The organism is Marinobacter sp. DUT-3, assembly GCF_050379435.1.
In the GTDB taxonomy this organism is placed as follows: Bacteria; Pseudomonadota; Gammaproteobacteria; order Pseudomonadales; family Oleiphilaceae; genus Marinobacter.
Window position 1 is genome coordinate 712,843 of record NZ_JBNRMG010000001.1, and the last position, 19,946, is coordinate 732,788.

At 57.3% G+C, this 19,946-nt stretch carries 22 protein-coding genes; 9 read left to right on the forward strand and 13 right to left on the reverse strand.

Annotated features, from left to right (window positions below; genetic code table 11):
- Positions 1-3 precede the first annotated feature (3 nt).
- On the reverse strand, positions 4-441 hold the full coding sequence (locus tag ACQUWM_RS03210) for a YeeE/YedE family protein (protein WP_428921156.1): 438 nt from the start codon (positions 439-441) through the stop codon (positions 4-6).
- A gap of 375 nt (positions 442-816) precedes the next feature.
- On the opposite strand from ACQUWM_RS03210, the gene ACQUWM_RS03215 reads away from it, so the two are divergent.
- Positions 817-1,239: a phasin family protein gene (locus tag ACQUWM_RS03215; RefSeq protein WP_407000496.1), complete on the forward strand. Its 423-nt coding sequence runs from the start codon at positions 817-819 to the stop codon at positions 1,237-1,239.
- A 19-nt stretch (positions 1,240-1,258) separates the two neighbouring features.
- On the opposite strand, the gene ACQUWM_RS03220 is transcribed toward ACQUWM_RS03215, so the two are convergent.
- The 10 genes from ACQUWM_RS03220 to ACQUWM_RS03265 all read right to left on the reverse strand — a co-directional run bounded on the left by ACQUWM_RS03220 (position 1,259) and on the right by ACQUWM_RS03265 (position 9,738).
- Positions 1,259-1,888: a TetR/AcrR family transcriptional regulator gene (locus ACQUWM_RS03220; protein WP_407000497.1), complete on the reverse strand. Its 630-nt coding sequence runs from the start codon at positions 1,886-1,888 to the stop codon at positions 1,259-1,261.
- Positions 1,889-1,908: 20 nt separating this feature from the next.
- Entirely contained in the window at positions 1,909-2,721 is an 813-nt protein-coding gene (gene xthA / locus ACQUWM_RS03225; protein ID WP_428921157.1) for an exodeoxyribonuclease III, read from the reverse strand.
- Positions 2,722-2,819: 98 nt separating this feature from the next.
- Complete coding sequence (locus ACQUWM_RS03230) at positions 2,820-3,563, reverse strand: hypothetical protein (RefSeq protein ID WP_428921158.1); 744 nt, start codon at positions 3,561-3,563, stop codon at positions 2,820-2,822.
- Positions 3,560-4,081, reverse strand: coding sequence for a DUF2878 domain-containing protein (locus ACQUWM_RS03235; RefSeq protein WP_407000500.1), 522 nt, complete (start codon positions 4,079-4,081; stop codon positions 3,560-3,562). The genes ACQUWM_RS03230 and ACQUWM_RS03235 overlap by 4 nt, the downstream gene beginning before the upstream one ends.
- Positions 4,078-5,349, reverse strand: a complete 1,272-nt coding sequence (locus tag ACQUWM_RS03240) for a class I SAM-dependent methyltransferase (RefSeq protein WP_428921159.1) — start codon at positions 5,347-5,349, stop codon at positions 4,078-4,080. Before ACQUWM_RS03240 ends, ACQUWM_RS03235 begins: the two co-directional genes overlap by 4 nt.
- Entirely contained in the window at positions 5,337-6,257 is a 921-nt protein-coding gene (locus ACQUWM_RS03245) for a DUF1365 domain-containing protein (RefSeq protein WP_428921160.1), read from the reverse strand. The genes ACQUWM_RS03240 and ACQUWM_RS03245 overlap by 13 nt, the downstream gene beginning before the upstream one ends.
- A 2-nt stretch (positions 6,258-6,259) precedes the next feature.
- A complete protein-coding gene (locus tag ACQUWM_RS03250) occupies positions 6,260-7,525 on the reverse strand; it encodes an NAD(P)/FAD-dependent oxidoreductase (RefSeq protein ID WP_407000503.1) in 1,266 nt (421 codons plus the stop codon).
- A gap of 13 nt (positions 7,526-7,538) precedes the next feature.
- On the reverse strand, positions 7,539-8,321 hold the full coding sequence (locus ACQUWM_RS03255) for an SDR family NAD(P)-dependent oxidoreductase (protein WP_407000504.1): 783 nt from the start codon (positions 8,319-8,321) through the stop codon (positions 7,539-7,541).
- Positions 8,318-8,785, reverse strand: a complete 468-nt coding sequence (locus tag ACQUWM_RS03260; RefSeq protein ID WP_407000505.1) for a nuclear transport factor 2 family protein — start codon at positions 8,783-8,785, stop codon at positions 8,318-8,320. The genes ACQUWM_RS03255 and ACQUWM_RS03260 overlap by 4 nt, the downstream gene beginning before the upstream one ends.
- Entirely contained in the window at positions 8,782-9,738 is a 957-nt protein-coding gene (locus tag ACQUWM_RS03265) for an acyl-CoA desaturase (RefSeq protein ID WP_407000506.1), read from the reverse strand. Before ACQUWM_RS03265 ends, ACQUWM_RS03260 begins: the two co-directional genes overlap by 4 nt.
- A gap of 114 nt (positions 9,739-9,852) precedes the next feature.
- Here ACQUWM_RS03265 and ACQUWM_RS03270 point away from each other — a divergent pair, with 114 nt between their 5' ends.
- Entirely contained in the window at positions 9,853-10,869 is a 1,017-nt protein-coding gene (locus tag ACQUWM_RS03270) for an NAD(P)/FAD-dependent oxidoreductase (RefSeq protein WP_428921161.1), read from the forward strand.
- A 7-nt stretch (positions 10,870-10,876) separates the two neighbouring features.
- Here the strand turns inward: ACQUWM_RS03270 and ACQUWM_RS03275 are convergent, their stop codons facing one another.
- Positions 10,877-12,346, reverse strand: a complete 1,470-nt coding sequence (locus ACQUWM_RS03275; protein ID WP_407000508.1) for an HD domain-containing protein — start codon at positions 12,344-12,346, stop codon at positions 10,877-10,879.
- 113 nt (positions 12,347-12,459) lie between these two features.
- On the opposite strand from ACQUWM_RS03275, the gene ACQUWM_RS03280 reads away from it, so the two are divergent.
- From ACQUWM_RS03280 to ACQUWM_RS03310, 7 genes are all read left to right on the forward strand, one after another.
- On the forward strand, positions 12,460-13,668 hold the full coding sequence (locus tag ACQUWM_RS03280) for a PP2C family protein-serine/threonine phosphatase (RefSeq protein WP_428921162.1): 1,209 nt from the start codon (positions 12,460-12,462) through the stop codon (positions 13,666-13,668).
- 14 nt (positions 13,669-13,682) lie between these two features.
- Positions 13,683-14,174: an STAS domain-containing protein gene (locus ACQUWM_RS03285; protein ID WP_406985269.1), complete on the forward strand. Its 492-nt coding sequence runs from the start codon at positions 13,683-13,685 to the stop codon at positions 14,172-14,174.
- A 69-nt stretch (positions 14,175-14,243) separates the two neighbouring features.
- Positions 14,244-15,311 (forward strand): NAD(P)H-dependent glycerol-3-phosphate dehydrogenase, encoded by a 1,068-nt coding sequence (locus tag ACQUWM_RS03290; protein WP_407000510.1) that lies wholly within the window; start codon positions 14,244-14,246, stop codon positions 15,309-15,311.
- Between the two features lie 27 nt (positions 15,312-15,338).
- Complete coding sequence (locus tag ACQUWM_RS03295) at positions 15,339-15,788, forward strand: SixA phosphatase family protein (RefSeq protein ID WP_407000511.1); 450 nt, start codon at positions 15,339-15,341, stop codon at positions 15,786-15,788.
- A gap of 41 nt (positions 15,789-15,829) precedes the next feature.
- On the forward strand, positions 15,830-16,726 hold the full coding sequence (locus ACQUWM_RS03300; protein ID WP_428921163.1) for a radical SAM protein: 897 nt from the start codon (positions 15,830-15,832) through the stop codon (positions 16,724-16,726).
- A 3-nt stretch (positions 16,727-16,729) separates the two neighbouring features.
- Positions 16,730-17,302 (forward strand): DUF1285 domain-containing protein, encoded by a 573-nt coding sequence (locus ACQUWM_RS03305; protein ID WP_428921164.1) that lies wholly within the window; start codon positions 16,730-16,732, stop codon positions 17,300-17,302.
- 202 nt (positions 17,303-17,504) lie between these two features.
- Positions 17,505-17,966 (forward strand): FKBP-type peptidyl-prolyl cis-trans isomerase, encoded by a 462-nt coding sequence (locus tag ACQUWM_RS03310; RefSeq protein ID WP_297794253.1) that lies wholly within the window; start codon positions 17,505-17,507, stop codon positions 17,964-17,966.
- Between the two features lie 161 nt (positions 17,967-18,127).
- On the opposite strand, the gene ACQUWM_RS03315 is transcribed toward ACQUWM_RS03310, so the two are convergent.
- The gene (locus tag ACQUWM_RS03315) at positions 18,128-19,780 is read right to left on the reverse strand and encodes an electron transfer flavoprotein-ubiquinone oxidoreductase (RefSeq protein WP_407000514.1); all 1,653 of its coding nucleotides are present in this window, start codon (positions 19,778-19,780) and stop codon (positions 18,128-18,130) included.
- Positions 19,781-19,946: the final 166 nt, after the last annotated feature.

Consider the following 19,946-nt stretch of genomic DNA (forward strand, 5'->3'; position numbering starts at 1 on the left):
GGATTATCCTCCGAATACATGTCGAACCAGATAAACGGTCACGAAGCCGGTGGCCATGAAGCACACGGTGGCGACCAGCGAGCGCGGCGACAGGCGTGAGATGCCGCAAACCCCATGACCACTGGTACAGCCGGAGCCGAAGCGGGTGCCAATTCCCACCAGCAGTCCGGCAAAAATGATCATCGGATAGCCAGCCTCTATCCGGATCTCCGGGAGATCTCCCGCTATGATCCAGACGATTGGAGCGATAACCAGGCCGGCAATAAACGCGACGCGCCAACCAATATCGCTGCTGCGGGGAGTAAGCAAGCCGCCGAGAATTCCGCTGATACCGGCAATGCGACCATTCAGGAGAATAAAGCCGGCGGCCGCCAGACCAATCAAGAGGCCGCCGGCCAGGGCGGACCAGGGGGTGAAGCTGTTCCAGGCAATGTCGATCATAAAGGGCTCCCTGTGATTACCTTGTGCTGGCCATGATTATAAATGGAATATGCATAGATGTAACAGGAATATGGCTGGAGGGATGCATTAAAAAAGCCCGGCGCTGATGGCCGGGCAGAGGCGTGCGAGTAGTATCCATGAAAGACTTCCAGACAAACCGGCGTCAGCAGGGACACCGGTATAGGGAAGTATTGACCATAATTTGTACACTTCAAGCAACAGTGCCAATACTTTGAAAACATTTTTTCATATTGATTGAGTGCTTATACTGCCGCCTGTCATTGTGCGGGTCACAGGGGTGCACTACCCACTGAAATTCCCCCTTGCCTGTAATACAATAGAGCCACAATGCAGTTCCAAGCCCGAGGTTGTCACATGTCTGATGATGAAAACGAAAACAAAGCCCAGGATGATCCGCAACTGGCGGGCAAGATAAAGGATTCCGCACGCCAGATCTGGCTGGCTGGCCTGGGAGCCTATACCAAGGCTGAAGAGGATGCCGGCCGGTTCTTTGAGAGGCTGGTGAACGAAGGCGAGCAACTGGAGAACAAGACCCGCGGCGTCGTTGAAAAACAGATCAAGACCGTCGAGGATCGTGTTGGCGATGTCCGTGAACGGGCCACCGGCACCTGGGACAGGCTTGAGCACATGTTTGACCAGCGGGTATCCGGGGCGCTACGCCGATTGGGGATTCATCGCCGCGAAGAAATCGAGGCAATGGAGCGGCGCATTGAAGCCCTGGAATCCGAATTGAACCGGTTACGGGGTGAGATCGAAGATCACTCAGAGGAGGAGTGAACGGATCAGGGTAGACAGGTTACAGGTAGTCCTGGCTCATCAGGCAGACCTGTTCTTTCTCGTCAGGGCCGAGGTAGGGCAGTAACAGCTGCATCATCTGATAGACGCCCCGGCCCGGGTCAACCGCGTCCCGATTATCCAGGTGGGACAGGCTGTCATAACTACTCCAATAACAGGCAGTTAGCGTCAACTGTTCACACAGGGATGAACGTTGGCTGTCAGTGATATCCATCATGCCCTGATTCTGGAGGCTGCTGCATATCGTGGTAAACGCCGCGGTCTTCTTCTTCAGGATTCGCTTGAAGCGGTTTTGCAGTTGGTCGTGCCGGGACAGGACATTCACCAGATCCTGATAGAGAAAACGGTACCGCGCCACGGTTTCGAACAGCAAGTGGAGAAAGAAGCTCTGCTGGTCGAGGCTGACTTCCACGTCCTCCGGCACTGACAGCAGATCCACCATCTCGTCTTCATAGCGATCAAACAATTCCTCGACGATGTCGCCCTTACTCTTGAAATGGTAATACAGGTTGCCGGGGCTGATCTCCAGTTCGTCGGAGATCAGCAGGGTCGTGACGTTGGGCTCACCAACGGCATTGAACAGCATCAGGCTGGCATCGAGTATACGGTCGCGGGTTTTGATTTTTTTCATGTCGCGGCCTGGTTCCGGAATTAAAGGTCGAAGCGGGCCCAGATCGGGCAGTGGTCCGATGGCCGCTCCATGGCACGGATATCGTAGGACACACCGGCTTCCCTGGCCAATGGCAGAAGGCTGTCGCTGGCCATGATCAGGTCGATGCGCAGGCCCCGCTTGGGCTCACGCTCAAACCCTTTACTGCGGTAGTCAAACCAGCTGAAGGTGTCGGCTTCTTCAGGGTGGAGATGCCGGAAAACATCCGTGTAGCCACGGCTCTCGACCTGGCCTAGCCATTCCCGCTCTTCCGGGAGGAACGAGCACTTGCCCGTGCGCAACCAGCGCTTGGCGTTATCCGCACCAATGCCAATGTCCCTGTCCGTCGGTGAAATGTTCATATCGCCCATGAGCACCACATGGCCGCCTTCCGCTTTCAGGTCATCCAGGTAGCGCATAAGGTCGCTGTAGAATTTCTCCTTGGCGGGGAACTTGACCGGATGATCCCGGCTTTCGCCTTGTGGGAAGTAGCCGTTGATCACGGTGATTTTCTCGCCGTGGGCTGAGAACTGCCCGGTAATCAGGCGGCGCTGGGCGTCTTCGCCATCCCATGGGTAACCTTTGATCACCTTGTCAGGCTCCTGCCGCGATAGCAGGGCGACGCCGTAGTGGGTTTTCTGGCCATGGAAATGCACGTGATAGCCGAGTTCGCGAATCGCTTCGACAGGAAAATCCTGGTCTGTCACTTTGGTTTCCTGCAGCCCGATCACGTCCGGATTGAGCGTGTTGATCACCTCTGCCAACTGGTGCAGGCGGGTACGGATACTGTTGACATTGAAGGAAACGAAGATCATGGGTGATTACTCTCTGATTCGCTGGCTCATTGGCTTGGGCTCAGCGCCGGAGTTTATCACAGCCTGCGAGGGATTCCGCCTTGGCTGAGAGGACGCATTCAGGGAGTCAGTTCACAATTCGCTTGCCGGGTGACTTCATAACGGATGTGGACGGTGTAGTTGTCTTCTCTGGATTTGCGGATATTGCTCAGACCAAAGTAATCAGTGAGGACGCCGGATTCGTTGTAGCCCAGGGTGACAGGGTCTACCAGAAAACGGGCAATAAAGCCGGAAGGCCGTATACGGACGATGTGGGCCGCGTTGGTCCTTTCCGTGCTGGCAGGCTCAATGACGAAGCCGTAGTGCTCACCCCGGGTCGGGCCCAGGAACCGGAAGTCGACGGATTGTCCCGCGGTTACTGCGTTCCAGTTTTGACGGATCAGGTTATCGAAGCCGGCATCCACCACAACAGTCTCATCGAAGGGGACATCATAGTTTTCGACATCGCCCGATGGGTTCTGCCAGCGGATCCTGAGGGTGTCGTCATCCACGTGCTTTATGGAGAGGGTTTCATCGAAATCCCGTTGCTCAAACTCAACTTCCGGTCGCAGGGTAGAATGCTGGTAGTTCAGTTCTTTGGTGGCGAAGGTATCGCCGCCGCCCGGGCGCTGGTAATCGACTGAGTGTCTATCCGGGTGCCAGAGCCCGCCGCTGCATTCTCCCAAAACGCGATGTCGTTCCTCGTAAACCGGGGTGCCGTCTTCACTGGCCTTACCGATGAAACGGAGCTCTGACTCGGCGGCGGACACCGCGCATGCCACCAGCGACGCCGTAATGGCTGAAACAGCGGATCGAATGTTCATGACGCGAGCTCCGTATACAGTGCGTTGCGAACCAGCAACAGCAGGGGAAACACCAATAGCCATCCCAGGGCCAGCGCCAGCAGCGACAGATTCATCAGGGGCAGCTCAACCGCGCCCAGTTGACTGGCGGACCAATAGGCAAACGGACCTGCCATGGGGGCCAGAACCCACGGCAACCATGGTTTGCGGCCGATCCATTGCAGGGAATGACACAGGGTGGTCATGAATATGGCCCAGATCGCCACCAGCCAGATCGGCGTGAGTAATACCTCGCCGGTGCCGTCGTCCAGAATTCCGGTTTGAAACCAGATGCCGTCCAGAACGCCACCCACCACCGTGCCAAAACCGATGAATTGTGCTTCGAGCCAGCGGTGCTGGCTGACCAGGACAAAATGCAGCACCAGGAACACGGCCACGACACCGGCGGCAAGCATTCCGGGGTACAGCACGCAGATCAGCCAGCCGGCCTGAAAAAGCACAAAGTTAAGGACGTTGCGCAACGTTTCGGAGCGAATCATAGGCTCAGGATATTTTCCCGCTTGTTCCCGGGTTTTGCGAGCATTAACTGGGAGACACCGATGGCGCGTTCACTGAAGCCGGCCTCGCAATAGGCAAAATAGAACTGCCACAGCCTTCGGAAGGCCAGATCGTACCCATTGGCTTCAAGGTGATGGCTGCTGGCCATGAAGCGCTCGCACCAGTCGTGGAGCGTGCGGGCGTAATGGAATCCGATGTCCTCGGCATGGGTCAGCACAAGGTTGCTGCCCCTGCGGACGGAGTCCAGAATGGCGCCAAAAGAGGGAATAAAGCTTCCAGGGAAGATATAGCGCTGGATAAAGTCCACATTGCGCAATGCGCGCTGATAACGTTGCTCCGGCATGTTGATCGCCTGAATCAGCGCCAGTCCGTCCGGTTTGAGTAGTGCGCTGATCTGGCTCAGGTAGCTGTCGAGGAACTGAGGCCCTACGGCTTCGATCATCTCGATGGACACCAGCATGTCGAACTGGCCTTCAAGATCCCGGTAGTCGTCGAACAGCAGGGTAATGCGGTCTTCCAGGCCCGCTTCTGCGACGCGCTGTCTTGCCAGGGTCAGCTGCTCTTCTGATATCGTTGTGGTGGTAACGTGGCAGCCGTAATGCCTGGCGGCGTGAATGGCAAATCCACCCCAGCCGGTGCCGATTTCGATGACCCGGTCACCGGGCTTCAGGTCGAGCTTACGGCAGATGGTGTCCAGCTTGTGAACGGCGGCCTCGTCCAGCGTGCTGTCTTTGTCGGGATAGATGGCCGAGGAGTACATCATGGTCGGATCAAGGAACATCTCGAACAGATCGTTGCCGAGATCGTAATGGGCGCTGATGTTTTTGCGGGATCCCGCTTTGGTATTGCGATTGAGCCAATGCAGGCTCTTCAGCGCCGGCTTGGTGATCCAGCTGAAGCGGTCCTCGAATGCATTCATCCGGTCCACGTTGCGGGTAAAGAACCGCAGCAGGGCGACCAGGTCCGGTGAATGCCAGTCGCCAGCCACCCAGGATTCCGCCGCTCCCACGCTGCCGCCGGTAAGCAGATCCCGCCAGGTGCTGTGGTGATGGATGACAAGTTCCGCAGGCGCGTGGCCGGAGTCACCATCGCCAAACACAAGATCGTCATAACCCGATTCGCGAACCGTCAGCACGCCTTCCTTCAATTGTGCCAACTGCTGGCACACCAGCCGTCTTGCAACGCGACTGGTCACCGGCGCAAGGGTGTTGCGTTCGCCGGTTTCCAGTGAGGTATTCAGGTTCTCCATGAGCTGACCCTTCCACTTGTCTTTTCGGTGTTGTTTGTTTCGGTCACATCAAGCCCGGTGTCGCTGTGGCCCAGCCGGTAGGCGGGGTCGGAATTCCGCAGTTTGTCCGGATGGGAATAGAATGGCGCGCCCTTGAGCTTGAGTTTCAGCGCATGCCAGTAAATGCCGCCTGCGACCTTCAGGGCTTCCAGCGGAAACCGCCTCAGGCTTCGGTGTAACTGTTTACGTGTCAGAGGGGTGCGTTGGACCACCAGGGTGGCATCAAACTGTTTGTGACCACCCTCGAGCACGTTCATGTGAATACGCAGTTCCGGACCGCGGAAACTGAAGGTCCACTGGTAATGCTGATCCATGCCATTGAACGGCGATACATGGAAGCGCTTGCTGAAACCGAACCGCTCCGAGCGCCAGCCCTTCCGGGTTTCGGTTTCCCCGGTGGTTTCCAGGCAATAGACGTGGCGCTCATGCCAGGGAGTGTTGGTGATCTGGGCGAGAATGACCCTGGGCACAGCGCCGCCCTCGGGCCGATCGCCGGAGGCATAGCAAAAATAGAAACTGACCGGATTGAACACGTAGCCAAGGTAGCGCGGGTGGGTGATCAGCTCCACGGCCCCGTCTGGCTGCCATCCGGTTGCCTGCCGGACCTGGCGACGGACAGCCTCCAGAAGATCTCCTGAATCGGGAGCAAAGTAATCCTTGCGGTGCAGCGACAGCCAGTTGAAGCGCTCCAGGGAGAACAGCCGGCTGATGCGGGTTACCCGGTCCCATTCACCCAGGTTCAGTGCCAGCATCCCGGTGTGGTAGCTGAACTCATGGCCAACCGGGCTTTTGCGCCGGTGGCGGATGCTACCCTCCAGCCATTGGCTGGCGAGTGCGCTGGCGATGTTATCAGCCCGTTGCATCACCATGGTTAGAGCTCCACACCAAAGGCGCTGGTAACACGCAGGGCGCTGCGTACACCGTCTTCGTGGAACCCGTTGAACCAGTAGGCACCGCAAAAATGGCTGCGGTTCCGATTACCGATTTCCTGGTACCGGTTCTGGGCGGCCACGGCTTCCAGGGTGAACACCGGGTGGGCGTAGTCAAAACGTTTTATCACGCGCTCACTGGCGATGTCCTGACTGCGGTTGAGCGTGACGCAGAAGGTTTCCGGGGCATCGTGGAAGTTCTGAAGGATATTCATGTTGTAGGTCACGGAGACCGGCTCGGTGCTGTGGCCGGGGATAAAGTAGTTCCAGGCCGCCCAGGCGCGCCGGTTGGATGGCAGTACCGAACGGTCGGTATGCAGCACCACGTCATTTCGCTGGTAGGCAATCGCTCCCAGGATACTGCGCTCCGCATCCGTTGGGTCTGAGAGCATGGCCAGCGCCTGATCGCTGTGGCAGGCGAAGATCACCTGGTCGAATTCGTGTTCCTGATCCCGGGCGGTGAGCAGCACCTTGTCCGGCAACCTTGTAACGGACGTCACCGGACTGTTCAGGTGGGTATGCTCCCTAAGCCGGTCCATCATTTTGTTCACATACTGCGCGGACCCGCCGGAGATAACCCGCCACGTTGGTCGGTCATCCACCGACAGCATGCCGTGATTGTTGAAGAACTGCAGGAAGAAGCGGATCGGGAACCGTTCCAGCACAATTTCCGGCGCAGACCAGATGGCAGCCCCCATGGGCACAATGTAGTAGTTGCGGAAATAGCGGGAATAGCGGTTCCTGTTCAGGTACTCGCCCAGGGTTTCTTCATCATTGATGGCACCTGATGCGAGATCGGCGCGGGATTCCTGATTGAACCGGAGAATCTCACGGACCATTTTCAGGAATGGCAGATTCAGCAGGTTGCTGCGCTGAGCAAACAGGGTGTTCAGGCTGGTGCCATTGTATTGCAGACCGTTAGCGTGGCAATCCACGCTGAAACTCATGTCGCTGACCTCCGATGCCACGCCCAACCGATCCATCAGCCTGATGAAGTTGGGGTAGGTCCAGTCATTGAACACAATGAAGCCCGTGTTGACCGGCCACTCCTTACCGCCGGCCTGAACGTGTTCGGTGTTGGTATGACCACCAGCATAATCGCCAGCCTCGAAGAGCTGGACATCATGGTGTTCCGATAGCAGCCAGGCAGCAGTGAGACCGGAAACTCCGGCGCCAATGACAGCAATGCGCTGACGTGGTTCGTTCATCTGATCATTCCTGTTAAGTGTTGCTCTTCCGGGCCATCGCCGCAGCCATTCGGTCAATGATTCCGCGGGGCAGGGCGCCAAGCAGCCGCAGCGTCCAGGTAAAACGTTTGGGAAACGCGATGTCGCGACGCCCTCTGGCTAATCCGTTCACAATTCGCCGGGCAGCGTCCTCGGCAGTGACCAGGAATGGCATCGGAAAATCGTTACGGTCTGTCAGGGGCGTTTTCACGAAGCCGGGGGACACCACCACGACATCAATGCCTTCGGCAGCCAGGTCGGCCCGGAGGGCATACGCGAAATAGCTGAGCGCAGCCTTGGAGGCGCCGTAGCCCTCGGCACGCCCGAAAGGAAACCACCAGGCCGATGAACTGACGATCACAAGAGTCGCTGGACGGCCCTTTGCGCGAGCCCGGCGGAGTGCAGGCAGGGCAATATCCAGGCAGCGTGCCGTCCCTGTCACATTGGTCTGCAGGTTGTTGGCGATGACATCACTGCTGTAATGGCTGATCTCCAGGTATTCACAAGTACCCGCGTTCAGGATGGCCATGTTCAGTTCGCCATGGCTCTCAAGCCGGGGAGCTATAGACGCGAGCTGTTGCGGGTCGGTGGTGTCCGCAGGCGCAACAGTCACACGATCCGGCGCTACGGCCTGAATGGCCTCCAGAGGTTCCCGCCGACGGCCGGTCAGAATCAGTCTGTGGCCCTGCTGGAGCAGCGCGCGGGAGACCGCTTCACCGATACCGGAACCGGCACCGGTAATCCAGATGTTTTCCGGAACCTGGAGCCTGCCACTCATGCCGCGCCCCTCCTGATCCAGCGAATAAAACGACCGATCACCGGAAGGTGTTCGTACAGCAACTGGCCAGCATCGAAATAGTCCCGGTGGTATGTGACCTTGCCATTATGGATAACCAGCCGGCTCATGCCGTCCACGAGAATCTCCCTGCCGCGTCGAATGCGTTTGTGGCGCAGACGCATGACCCAGGTAATCGCCACATGCTCCCCGGTGATCACGGCATCGCCAAACTCAAACTCGCAGGACAGCACGTTGGCGTAGGCGCCTGCGAAGTACCGGGTAAGCTGATCCAGTCCGGACACGGAAGACAGCGGATCCTGGAACTGAACGTTCTCGCTGTACACCGACGACAGCTTGTTCAGGTTGCCGGCGTCCAGCGAATTGAACAGCTCCCGGAAGCGCTCGAGCGTGCCGGGAACGGAGGAATTCCGGGTGCCAACTTCGATTGCCGGGGCGGTGTTCACAGTTGCTTCCTCTTTTGCGCGTCAAGTTGCCGTGTTTCTTCCTGTATGTGCCTGGGAATCGGATTCAGATCCCAGATGATACCGAGCCTGGACAGCGCCCAGAGTCCATACCAGGTAATATCGATTTCATACCAGCGAAAGCCCTGGCGGACCGATTGTGGCCAACGATGGTGATTGTTGTGCCAGCCTTCACCCAGGGTGAGCAGGGCGAGCCAGAAATTGTTACGGCTGTCATCCGGGGTATCGAACCGGCGCTTGCCCCATACATGGGACAGGGAATTGATGGATACGGTGGCATGGAAAAGCACCACCGTGGAGATGAAAAAGCCCCAGGCCAGAAGCTGTAAACCGTTGGTGCCCAAGCCAGGAGCCCAGGCGGCCAGCGCCTCACCGATGCCATAGATCAGCACTGCGGCAGCGGCCGGAACAAGCGAGTCGAAACGGTTCACGAAGCGCAACTCAGGAAACTTCAGCCAGTCCCTGACGCGCCGCTCGTCCATCGCAAAACCGGCATCACAGGTGAACCATCCGGCATGGGACCACCAGAATCCGCCCTGATGCGGGGAGTGCAGATCTTCCTCCTGGTCGGAATGCTGATGATGGTGGCGGTGGTGGGCCGCCCACCACAGGGGGCCCCGTTGAGCCGCGCTTGCCCCCAGAATGGCAAACACGAATTGTGCCGGGCGGCTGGTCTTGAAGGTTTTATGGGCGAAGTAACGATGGTAGAACCCGGTTATCGCGAACATCCGTAAAAAGAAAAAGCCGAACGCAAAGGCCAGTGCAAATCCGCTGACGCCGGTGAAGAAGGCCAGCAGACACGCCAGATGCAATGCGATGAACGGGATAACTCGTATAAAGTTGAATGATCGTGATGTGGCATCGATGTGATCCGAACCAGCGGAGGAATCGAACCATCTCAGAATGTTTGTTAGCCAGTATTGCGCTCGGGTCATACCCAGACTGCCTTTGTTTCGTGAGTAAGCTTTTGCTGTTTTGTGTTTCGGGGAGCATATTTCGTACGCTTGCCCTGCATTACGTTTAAACACCTGTATCTGGATGCACCATCAATGATGAAAGACCAAAATAACCAGTGCCCGAATATACGCCGCATAGCGGTCGTTGGTTCAGGTCTGGCAGGCCTGTCTGCCGCAATTTTGCTGAAACAGCAAAATCACCGGGTGACGGTCTTCGAAAAAAGCCGCGGCCCCGGCGGTCGCCTTGCCGCAAAGCGGGTTAGGGGCGGGTCCGCTGACATTGGCGCCCAGTACTTCACCATCCGTAACCCGGATTTCCGGGCATTCCTTGAGTGCCATGCCGGCACGGACAGGTTTGGCTCCTGGCCGGCGCGCCTTGGTTACCAGCAGTCCGACGGGCACTGGCAAGCGTTCCCCGAAGAGCCACGATTTGTCGGCATTCCAAGAATGACTGCGGTCAGCCGGGCGCTGGCATCGAATGTTGACGTCCAGGCGGAAGTGCGCATTGCCCAGATGGCCCGGGAGGACAGTGGCTGGTTTCTGACCGATACAGCGGCTCAATGTCACGGGCCTTTCGACCAGGTGGTTCTTACCGCTCCCCCGGCCCAGGCAAGAGATATTCTGGCAGACAGCGGTTTGCAGAACCTGGCGCAATCGCTGGATGGCGCTGTTGCCGCCATGCAACCATGCTGGGCTTTGGCGGCCCATTTCAAGGCGGCGCCGTATGAAGCATTCGATGGCTTGCGTCCGGACAATAACGTGCTGTCCTGGGTTGCCAATAACTCCAGCAAACCCGGGCGCGAGGGCGAGGGTCAATGGTGGGTACTTCACGCCACGTCACAATGGTCCGCAGCAAATGTGGACACGCCGCCTGCCGAGGTCATCGCGACGATGCTGGAGGCGTTTCGGACGGTAACCGGCACAGATCTTTCCCCGGACGAAACCGTAGCGCATCGCTGGTTATACGCGCGCTCTGAAAGTAACGAGAAGCCCGGATGCCTGTGGTTCCCCGGGGAGGGCATCGGGCTGGCGGGGGACTGGCTGTGCGGAGGCCGGGTTGAGGGTGCCTTTGACAGCGCCAGCGCGCTGGTTAAAAACATGACCCGGTAACCGGCGGTCACTCATCTGGCCGCGTCACCTCCGGCTGCAGGTAAAAGTGGGTGATGGTGCCGTCACTGAACTTGCTGAAGAATGCGCTGACGTCGGTAATCTTGCGCAATGAACGCTGGCGGTTAATCGGATCCCGGACCAGTACCTTGATACCGTTAAAATTGTCCTGGATGTTGGAAAAACGGGCACGCATCGAGCAGGTGACCACGTGGTCCGGGTCCAATCCGAGCTCTTTCGCCAGCCATTGGCTATGATCCTCCATGTCTTGTGGAGACAGATCTTCCCGGGTATCCAGGTGATTAAGCTTGATGCGATCCACAATGCAGCGGGAAAAACTGTCGGGGTACCGGCGGGCGACCTTGCGAAAGGCCTCCCAGAAGAAGTTGTCGGTCAACTCCGCAAAGTACTGCATGTTGCTCAGGCAGGTATCCACCCAGTCGAAGCTTTCCGCGTCTTCCAGCACTTCGTTGATGGCTTCCCGCAGGAGCCAGTCGAAGCCCAGGGCGGTCTTGTGCGCGTAGACCTTGCGATACATCTGATGGCGGCTGTAGACAAAATCCTCCAGTGCCCCCAGGCCTTTCTGGGTGATGGCGAGTCCCAGCCAGGGCTCAGACACATCCCACCCGAACCGCAGGTTGCTGAGCAGGTGATCAAGATTGAAACCGCCAATGGTCACAGATGAGTGAAAGCCGTCCCTCAGCATATAGTCCGCCCGGTCAGCGTCGATCTCCCCGGACACGATAGAAGACAGCAGGTCCATGACCAGGCGGGGGATATCCGCATGGCTCAGGGCGCCGGAGTGGGCATCATCCCCGGCGATAAAGGCCCAGAACGTCCGCGCGTGTTTGCGGAACGCCTCACTGGGCTGAACGTCGGTGGTCTCCATGATGCCGATAACGTCCCGGGCATCGAGCCCCGCGGCCCGGATGTCGATATCCTTCAAAACCTCATGGGCGACGCGGACCGAATAGTGTTCGTGCTCAAGCTCATCCGGCTGGCTGCTGTGGTAGGTGGAATAATCCACACCTTCCCACAGGTCTTCAAACCGGTCCCGGCGGGACATCAGATCCCGGATGCGGCGCGCCTGAGTGAACTGGTGAGAGAAACTGGAATGCCCGCTGTCGTGGAGCAGGCAGCCGAGGCGGATGGTTTTGGCCAGGTAATCAATGGCGTCCAGCTGGCTCAGGCTGAGATCGGTTTTCTCGCTGAGCTGCTTTTCCCGCAGGTAAGCATCAATCATCGAGCGGAACATGCGGGTGCCCACATGCATGACGCCGATACTGTGCAGGAAGCGGGAGTGGGTCGCCCCGGGGAATACCAGGCTGAGAATATCGTTCTGGCAGATGTTGCGCAGGCGCTGGAACAAAGGGTGGTCAATCACCCGTATTTCATGGCGATAGAGTGGAATGCCGCCGTGGACGGGGTCCATAATCAGCTTGTCATATGCGCCGAGCAGGTCATTTACAGCACTTCTCATTGCCTGGTTCCCCCAAAATCATCAAACTTGCCTTGTTATATCACAGGGTCGTGCCAGAATAGGCGTTAAGTACCCGATTTATCCTTTACCGATGGTAGTTTAGGGCAGAAGCCATGACCTCGCGCACCGAGCGCATATTAATTATTGATGCTGACAAAAAGGCACGCTCAGAATTGAGCCGGCACCTGGAGGCACGGGGCTTCTACGTCACCGGATGCGCTGACATTGGCGCGGCCTTCCACATGTTCGATCAGACCGTTCCTGATGTTATCTTCGCCGACATATTGCCCGCCGAGATCCATGACCTGGCCTCAAGGCTGGAAGACCTGGAAACATTCACTCCGATAGTGGCCTGTTCCGATGCAGCGGATTCCGCTGCTGTGGTGGATGCCCTTCGTGCCGGTGCCGCAGACTTTTTCCTGAAGCATTGTTCCGACGACAAGGGCGCCCTGGACGATGTCATCGGCAAGCTGTTCGATCGGGTTCGAGTGAATCGACTGAACCAACTGTACCGCCTGGAACTGGAGGAAGCCAACCGGGACCTGCGCAACGGGATTGCCGAGTTGCGGGCGGATCAGCGGGCAGGGCGCAAGGTACAACTGCGCATGTTGCCGGACAACGACCAGCGCCTGGCGAACCTCAGCGTGTCTCACCTGATCAAGCCATCCCTGTACCTGAGCGGCGATTTTCTGGACTATTTCCGGATATCGAAAGACAAAGTGCTGGTCTATATTGCCGACGTTTCCGGCCATGGCGCCAGCTCAGCGTTCGTTACGGTATTGCTGAAAAACCTCACCAACCGGCTTCAGAGGAACCTTCGGCGCGGGTCCAGTGATGACATCCTGTACCCTGACCGGTTCCTGAGCAGGATCAATTCGGAGCTATTGGATACCGGACTCGGTAAACACGTAACCGTATTCGTTGGCATAATCTCCGTGAATGAGCGTACATTAAGTTATGCGGTAGGCGCCCACTTCCCGATGCCGATTCTTTCCTTCGAGGGCGGCAGCACATCCTTTCTGGAAGGAAGCGGCTTGCCCGTAGGGCTATTTGAAGCACCGGAGTGGGAAGTATATCAAGTACCGCTTGAGCAGCCGTTCCGGCTCATTCTGTTTTCGGATGGCATACTTGAGGTTATCCGGGCAAAAAGCCTGGATGAAAAGGAGCAGACACTACTTGAACTCGTGTCGGGAGGTCGTCACACTATCGCATCGCTGAACCAGGCTCTGAATCTCGATGCGATTACAGAGTTGCCGGACGATATCGCGATCGTTTCGGTTACTGATACCGAATCCGGTTCAGAAAACACGTCGTCGGAATAGTGGCAGTGTATAACATGGCTGGTTACAAGATCCTGCAAGCTGAAAATCAGGGTATTTACCTCCTGAAGTTTATCGGGGAAATCCGGCTGAACCTGTGTTCGACGCTGGATAATCTGGTTGAGTCCATCACCCAGGATCCAGACTTCAAAACCGTGGTGATTGATCTTACCGAGTGCGAGATCATCGACAGCACCACCCTGGGGTTGCTGGCAAAGATCGCCATGGCCGCCCAGAAACGAAGCCATTTCCTGCCCACACTGGTATCCACCAACCCTGATATTACCCGAATCATCACTTCCATGGGTTTCGACAAGATCTTCATCATTGTTCGTGAGCCCGCATCCCGGATTGAACAACTCGAGGAAATTCCCGTACTGCGTGCCAGCGAACAGCAGGTTCGCGACAAAGTACTGGACGCTCACCGGGTCCTGATGGGGCTGAACAGCCGCAACCGGGAAGAGTTCAAGAATCTGGTTCGCGCCCTGGAATGTGAAGAGCACGGCTGATCACGGCCACATCTCCTGTGAGAATGGCAGCCGCGACCTCATTCGATCCAATAAAAGAACGGACAACCTATGCCTGAAAAAAACGACCCGCAAACAACAGGGGCTTCCTCCACGGGCCGTGATGTTGCAGTGCTGGGCGGCGGCAGTTTCGGTACCGCCATGACCAAAGTGCTGGCGGATAACGGCCACACCGTACACTTCTGGATGCGCGACGAAGCCCAGGTAGAAGAGATCCGCAGTACCCGCGTCAACAGCCGCTATATGCCCGGCATCGAACTGACCGGTGATATCCAGCCAACCACCAACCTGGCGGCCGCCGTCAACAAGGCCGAGGTTGTATTCCTGGCGATTCCCAGCAAGGCATTTCGGGTCGTTATTCGTGACCATTGCGCGGAATTTTCCGACGACCAGATTGTCATCAGTCTGACCAAGGGTATCGAAGAGCACGGCTTCAAACTGATGAGTGAAATCCTGCAGGAAGAGATCCCGCGCTGTCGTATCGGTGTGCTGAGCGGCCCCAACCTGGCGGGCGAGATCGTCAACAAGGACCTGACCGCCACTGTTATTGCCGCCAAGGATCCGGAAGTGCGCCGCGCCGTACAGGACCTGCTCGGATGCGAGTATTTTCGCGTCTACGCCAACGTGGACGTTTACGGTGTTGAACTGGCCGGGGCCCTGAAGAACATATACGCCATTGTTTCCGGCCTCGCGTCCGCGCTTGACCTTGGGGAAAACGCCAAGGCAATGCTGATGACCCGTGGCCTGGCGGAAATGAGCCGGTTTGCCGTCAGTCTTGGCGCCAACCCGATGACCTTTATGGGGCTGGCCGGTGTCGGCGATCTGATCGTGACCTGTACCTCGTCGAAAAGCCGGAACTATCGGGTCGGTTACGCGGTCGGTAAAGGCAAGAAGCTCGACGATGCCGTTGCGGAGCTGGGACAGGTGGCCGAAGGCATTTACACCCTGAAGCTGGTCAAGGAAAAGTCTGAGGCGATTGGTATCTACATGCCTCTGGTCCGTGGCCTCTACGAGATTCTTTATGACTCCGCGTCCATCAGTGCGGTCATTAACAGCCTGATGATGTCGGTTCAGAACTCCGATGTGGAATTTATTCTGCCCCGGACCATTAGCCAATAACCAACCAGTGACAGCCGGAGGTGGCCCTTGCATCTGATTGTCATGCGTCATGGTGAGGCCGGGTGGCACACCATCGATCAGGAACGTGAGCTGACCGAAGCAGGGCGTGCATCGGTCGCCACCGTTGCGGCAGACATCGCCGAATCACCCTGGCGCCCGGAGGCTGTCTGGTGCAGCCCGCTGGTCCGCGCGAGGCAGACAGCGGCCATCATGTCCGAAATTATCAATTGCCCGGTTATTGAAAAGGACTTCATAACGCCGGATGACGATCCCGGCCGCTGCCTCGACGAATTGCTCGAGGCAGCGACATCACCCTTGATGCTGGTGTCGCACATGCCATTTGTGGGTGCGCTGTCTACCTTGCTGGTGGATGGGCACCGTCGTGGTATTCCGTTCATGACTTCCCAGGCCATATTGTTGGAGATGCCGGTAGTAGGGCCTGGTTGCGCCGATATACGGGCACAGTTTCTGCCCTGAGCGAGGCGAGTCAAAGCCAACAGAGAGCACCCGAATCATTTATGTACAGTTTCCCGATTGATTACATCGAACCCGTATTCCGCCCGCCCAGCGAGGCCAAATCCCTTATCCTGCCCGTTACCAATGGGTGCTCCTGGAACAAGTGCACCTTTTGCGAAATGTACACTCAGCCCCAGAAGAAGTTCCGGGCGAGAAAGCCGGAGGACGTACGTGCAGATATCGATAAGGCTGCACGCAGCCTGGGCGGGGTTCGCCGCGTGTTTCTGGCGGACGGTGACGCCATGGTACTGCCCACCCGCCGATTGCTTGAAATCCTCGCGGACCTGAAAGCAGCGTTTCCGGATCTCCAGCGGGTATCCAGCTATTGCCTGCCAAGAAACCTCGCCAGGAAATCCGTTGAAGAGCTTGTCCAGCTGCGGGAGGCGGGGCTGAAGATTCTGTATGTTGGTATGGAATCCGGTGACGATGAGATCCTGCGTCGGGTCAACAAAGGGGAAACCGGCGAGTCCACCCGGTCCGCCCTGCTGAAAATCCGCGAAGCGGGGCTGACCAGTTCGGTGATGGTTCTCAATGGTCTTGGCGGTGAAGCCCTGTCAGAGCAGCACGCCATCAACACCGCGAAACTCTGCAGTGACACCCAGCCGGATTATCTGTCCACACTGGTGGTGAGCTTTCCGCAGGGTGAGGAACGATTTCGTGAGGGATTTGGCGATGATTTCGTACCACTGAACCAGGACGGCCTGTTTCGTGAGATCCGCCTGTTTCTCGAACACCTGGAGTTGGACCGGACGATCTTCCGCAGTGACCACGCCTCCAATTACCTGGTATTGAAGGGCACACTTGGGCGCGACAAGCAGCGGCTGCTGGACGAAGTGAATCTGGCGATTTCCAGCCCCGGCACTGCGGCCTTGCGGCCGGAATGGATGAGAGGGCTTTAAATCATGGCGCATAAGCCGGAGAACATTGCGAAGCAGGTTGAGCAATCGGGTGACTCAGGCAAGGGTCTGCCCCCGCTGGACAAGTGGAATCCGGAGCTGTCCGGGGACATCGATATCCGCATTACCCGGGATGGACAATGGATCTATGAAGGCGAACCTCTTGCCAGAGAAGCGATTGTCCGGCTGTTTTCAACCATTCTTCGCCGGGAAGACGATGGCCAGTATTACCTGGTAACGCCGGTCGAGAAATGGCGCGTCCAGGTGGAAGATGCACCATTGCTTGCCCACACCCTTGAGGTGAAGGGCAAGGGCACCGACCAGACGCTATACCTCACAACTAATGTGGGGGAAACCCTGGCTGTCGGCAACGAACATCCGCTGAGTGTCGGGCGCTATCCAGGCAGCGACGAGCCACGACCGGTGGTAGTTGTGCGGCATGGTCTGGAGGCAAGGCTGGTCACAGCAGCGTATTACGACCTGGCTGAGCATGTCAGCGAGGGCCAGATGGATGACGGCTCACCGATACTGGGAGTGTGGAGCGGCGGAAATTTTTACGAAATCGGGCAGGGGAGTTGAAAAGACTGACATCGCCCCAAATAACTGACGGTAGAAAAGGCAGTCCTACAATTGTTAAACTGTATTTTCGATCTTGTTACCGAGCCTGGCTCTCTAACGAGGCCCGGTGGTCGTTAGTCCCTCTGTGCAGTATGGCTGTTCATGAATACTTGCGATTACCCAAATTCAATTAAACAGTCATTGCGACACGCAAGGAGATCACATGGCCCAACCTCGTGTTGTCACCATCCATTACACACTCACTAATGACCAGGGCGAGCAGCTTGACTCTTCCCGTGTAGAAGGTCGTGAGCCTCTGTCTTATGTGGAAGGTGCGCAAAACATTATCGGCGGACTGGAAAGTGCGCTGAACGAAAAGAACGCCGGTGACCAGGCTAAAGTTACTGTCGAGCCCGGTGAAGGCTACGGTGAAGTTAACGAAGAACTGATCCAGCCGGTTCCCCGTTCTGCATTTGAAGGCGTTGATACTATCGAGCCGGGCATGCAGTTCCAGGCACAGACTCCGGGCGGCCCTCAGGTTGTTCGTGTAGTTGAAGTTGGCGACGAGACCGTCACCATCGATGCCAACCACCCGCTGGCTGGCCAGACTCTGCACTTCGACGTAGAAGTGGTAGAGACTCGTGATGCGACCGACGAAGAGCAAGAGCACGGCCACGTGCACTAAGCTTTTCCGAAGCGTTATCGAAGAACGGCTCCTTGTGAGCCGTTTTTTTATGTCTGCAGGTTTTGTCGGATTACGGCTGCGCCTAATCCGACACCTCAAAATCCGACACCCCAAACAAAAAACGACCCATAAAGGGCCGTTTTTTGTACCGGAAACCGAACTTACATGTTCGGATAGTTGGGACCACCGCCCCCTTCCGGAGTCACCCAGTTGATGTTCTGGGCAGGATCCTTGATATCACAGGTCTTGCAGTGAACACAGTTCTGGGCGTTGATCTGGAACTTCTTGCCGCTGCCGTCTTCGGCTTCAACCACCTCGTATACGCCGGCCGGGCAGTAGCGCTGCGCGGGCTCGTCGAACTTGGGCAGGTTTTCCTTCAGCGGAATGTCCGGATCAGTCAGTTTCAGGTGAACCGGCTGATCTTCCTCATGGTTGGTGTTGGAAATAAACACCGAGGAGAGGCGATCGAAGGTCAGGGTGTTATCCGGCTTCGGATAATTGATCTCCTTGGCCTCGGACGCCGGTTTCAGGGTGGCGTAATCCGGGATGGTGTCGTGCAGGGTGAACGGCAGGCTGCGACGCAGGATGTTCTGCTCGAAGAAGGCGATGCCGCCGCCAACCACGTTGCCGAACTTGTGCATGGCCGGGCCAAAGTTGCGCTCGTCATACAGCTCTTTGTAGAGCCAGCTGTCCTTGAAGCGATCGGCAAAGCTGGTAATTTCCTCACCGGACTTGCCTTCCTTCAAGGCTTCGAACACCGCTTCCGCGCCCAGCAGGCCAGATTTCATGGCAGTGTGGGAGCCCTTGATCTTGGAGAAGTTCAGGGTGCCGGCATCACAGCCCAGCAGCAGACCACCCGGGAAGCTCATCTTCGGCAGGGAGTTGAAGCCGCCCTTGGTGATGGCGCGGGCGCCGTAGGAAACACGCTTGCCGCCTTCCAGATACTGCTTGAACTCCGGGTGCAGCTTGAGGCGCTGGAATTCCCCAAACGGGCTCAGGTGCGGGTTGCTGTAGGACAGGTCGGTAATCAGGCCGACATACACCTGGCCGTTCTCCAGGTGGTACAGGAAGGAGCCGCCTGTAGAGCCGCTTTCACTCAGCGGCCAGCCAGTGGAGTGAACCACCAGACCTGGCTCATGTTTGGCCGGATCGATGTCCCACAGTTCCTTGATACCAATACCGTAGTGCTGGGGGTCCTTGCCTTCGTCCAGCTTGAAGTCATTGATCAGGCGCTTGCCCAGGTGACCACGACAGCCTTCGGTGAACAGGGTGTACTTGGCGCGCAGCTCCATGCCCGGCATGTAGCCGTCTTTCTCGCTGCCGTCACGGGCCACGCCCATGTCACCAGTGATAATGCCTTTTACCTGGCCATCTTCAATGATGGTCTCGGAAGCGGCAAAGCCCGGGTAGACTTCCACGCCCAGGGCTTCGGCCTGCTCAGCCAGCCAGCGGCACAGGTTGCCCAGGCTGATGATGTAGTTGCCGTGGTTGTGCATGTTCTTCGGCACAAAGGCATTGGGGATCTTGGTGGCTTTTTCCTGGTTCTTCAGCAGGAAAATGTCATCCCGGGTAACCGGGGTGTTGAGCGGTGCGCCTTTCTCTTTCCAGTCAGGGAAGAGTTCGTTCAGCGCGGTTGGCTCAAATACGGTACCGGCCAGGATATGAGCGCCGATTTCGGAACCTTTCTCAACGACACAGACCGTCAGTTCCTGCTCAGCTTCCTGCGCCAGCTGCATGACCCGGCAGGCTGCCGAAAGGCCAGCGGGCCCACCGCCGACGATAAGAACATCAAATTCCATCGATTCGCGTTCCACGTTGGTCTCCTCATACTTCTTTAATGGATATTATGTGCCCGCAGGCGGATAATTCAGGGGGGTTATCATACCGGTAAAACTCCGTATAGACGACTCCCCAAAGCCGAATAGCCCGACTTGATAACCTAAAGGGTAGCGCATATCGGAAATCAAACAAACGTTTGTT